This is a genomic window from Corallococcus terminator, from assembly GCF_003611635.1.
In the GTDB taxonomy this organism is placed as follows: domain Bacteria; phylum Myxococcota; class Myxococcia; order Myxococcales; family Myxococcaceae; genus Corallococcus; species Corallococcus terminator.
On record NZ_RAVZ01000594.1, the window covers coordinates 1 to 2,669 of the forward strand.

General features: G+C 71.0%; 3 protein-coding genes. All 3 read left to right on the plus strand.

All coding sequences use genetic code 11. The annotated features are described in order from the left end of the window. A partial coding sequence (locus D7V88_RS40510; protein WP_147449109.1) for an MFS transporter occupies positions 1-385 on the plus strand: 385 nt, incomplete at its 5' end. A 10-nt stretch (positions 386-395) separates the two neighbouring features. After that, entirely contained in the window at positions 396-1,430 is a 1,035-nt protein-coding gene (plsX, locus tag D7V88_RS40515) for a phosphate acyltransferase PlsX (protein ID WP_120538377.1), read from the plus strand. Continuing rightward, entirely contained in the window at positions 1,427-2,473 is a 1,047-nt protein-coding gene (locus tag D7V88_RS40520) for a phosphatase domain-containing protein (RefSeq protein ID WP_120545827.1), read from the plus strand. The genes plsX and D7V88_RS40520 overlap by 4 nt, the downstream gene beginning before the upstream one ends. Positions 2,474-2,669: the final 196 nt, after the last annotated feature.

The window sequence follows — 2,669 nt, forward strand, 5'->3', positions numbered from 1 at the left end:
GCGGGAGGCCCCGGTGGCGGTGGCGGGGTTCGCGCTGACGGCGGCGGGGCTCGCGCTGCTGCCGCTGGCGCCGACGTACGGGTGGCTCTTCCCGGTGATGGGGCTGTTGGCGGTGGGGTCGGCGCTGGTGAACCCGTGCCTGTCGGCGCTGGTGTCCCTGCATGCGCCCCCTGAGCGCCAGGGCGCGGTGTTGGGCGCGTATCAGGCCTGCGGTTCGTTGGGTCGCATTGTGGGCCCGGCGCTGGGCGGCCTGCTATTCACCCGGTTGGGCCCGGCGGCCCCCTACGGAACGGGCGCGGTGCTGGTGGCCCTGGGGGGTGTCCTGGCACTGTCGTTGGTGACACAGGTGAGAATGTCGGGAGCGGGCGCCGAGCAAAGCTCATAGGATGGAGTCCATGGTGGGGAAGCCGCAGCACATCACCATCGCGTTCGACGTGATGGGGAGCGATCACGGCCCGGCGGAGGTGGTGCGGGGTGCGGCCCAGCTCTCGCTGGAGTCTCCGCACATCCACGCGCTGCTCGTGGGGGACCGTCCAGTCATCGACGAGGCCCTCGCCGGCATCAAGCACAACGGCGAGCGCATCTCCGTCCACCACGCGGCGGACTTCGTGGGCATGGACGAAAAGCCCGGCGAGGCGCTGGCGCGCAAACCCGAGTCCTCCGTCGCGGTGGCCGCGCGGCTGGTGGCCGAGGGCGAGGCGCACGCGCTGGTGTCCGCGGGCAACACGGGCGCGGGCGTGCTCGCGTGCAAGCGCCACTTCCAGTTGATTCCGGGCGTGCGCCGCGCGGCGCTGGCCACGGTGTACCCGACGCGGGGCGTGCGCGGGGCGAAGCAGGACCCCTTCAGCCTCATCCTGGACGTGGGCGCCACGGTGGAGGCCACTGCGGAGGACCTGGTGGCGTTCGCCGTCATGGGCAGCGCATACGCGCGCATCATCTCCCGCAACGAGCGGCCCAAGGTGGCGCTGTTGTCCAACGGCATCGAGCCGCAGAAGGGGCCGCCCCGGGTGGTGGAGGCGCACCAGCGGCTGTCGCAGATGACGGGGCTCAACTTCACCGGCAACGTGGAGGGCATCGACATCCCGCGCGGCACGGCGGACGTCATCGTCACGGACGGCTTCGTGGGCAACGTGTGCCTGAAGATGCTGGAGGGCGTGCACGACACGGTGATGGAGCTGGCCCAGTACGCCTACAAGGAGAGCCTGCGCTGGCGCGCGGGCCTGGCCATGCTGTCCTCCGGCATCGAGCGGCTCAAGGACATCACGGACTGGGAGCAGTACGGCGGCGCGCCCATCCTCGGGTTCGACCGCATCTTCATCAAGGCGCATGGCCGTTCCAAGGCGCGCGCCATCGCGAACGCGGGCAAGGTGGCCGCGAAGGCGGTGGCGAACGAGCTGGGCACCGCCATCCAGGAGGGTTTGGCGCGGTGAGCCTGCCGGACCGCATCGACCCACGCCCACCGCGTCGCATCTACCGGTGGGACCTGGACAAGACGTACCTCCAGACGGACTTCGAGTCGCTGCGCGACCTGTTCCGCACCGCCTTCCAGAAGGCGCACGAGAAGGTCGCCGTGCCGGGCGCCTCCGCGCTCATCCGGGAGCTGGCGGAGCAGGGCGATTCGCGGCTGTGCATCGTGTCCGGCAGCCCGAAGCAGATGCGCGCGGTGCTGGAGGAGAAGCTCAAGCTGGACGGCGTCCAGTGGGATGAGTTCGTCCTCAAGGACAACGTCAGCAACCTGCTGCGCGGGCGCTTCCGGGCCCTCCGGGGACAGGTGGGCTACAAGCTGCCCGTCATCCTGGAGAGCCGCATCCACGCGCCGGTGGAGGCCGAGGAGGTGCTCTTCGGCGACGACGCGGAGGCCGACGCGTTCATCTATTCGCTCTACGCGGACCTCATCGCGGGCCGGGTGGACGAGCGCGTGCTGTCGCAGGTGCTGGAGGCGGGCGGGGTGTACCCGGACGACGTCGCGCGCGTGCACGAGGCGTGGAAGAAGATTCCGGTGGCGGACCCGGTGCGCCGCATCTTCATCCACCTGGACCGGCTGACGCCGCCCGCGCACTTCTCGGCCTACGGGCCGCGCGTGGTGCCCATCTTCAACTACTTCCAGGCGGCGCTGGTGCTGCTGGCGGACGGCCACCTCACGGCGCCCCAGGTGCTGAAGATCGCCGTGGAGATGGTGCAGACGGCGGGGCACAACATCATCACGCTGTCGAACTCGTTCCAGGACCTGCTGAGGCGTGGACTGCCGCTGCAGCAGGCGGCCATCGCGCTGTCCCAGGCGATGGAAGGGCCCAACGCGCTGCTCAAGGCGATGCGCCCCGTGCCAGACATCCTGGCCGCGTTCAGCAAGCGCCTGGCCGCGCTGGGCACGCAGCCGCCCCCGCCCCGCGTGCAGGCGGTGGACTACGTGTCGCTCATCTCCCACGCGCTGCCCCGGACGCATAAGGGGCGGTCGACGAAGCCCACGACCTGAGCTTCTTCCTGGCGGGGCCTTCCGGCGGCGCTCATGGCGGCGGGCGTATGCCTGCCCGTGGGGCATGCGGCGGACCGGGGGCCTGCCCGGAACCGGGGGCCTGCCCGGATGGGGTGGGCCCTGACTGTTACCCCTGGCAGGGCGCCTTTCGCGGGCAGCGGGGCGTCCTGGGAGGGCTCTGGGCACTGGGTGACAC

Coding starts and splice junctions, on each gene's coding strand:
- plsX (WP_120538377.1), top strand. CDS start 396: ATGGTGGGGAAGCCGCAGCACATCACCATCGCGTTCGACGTGATGGGG.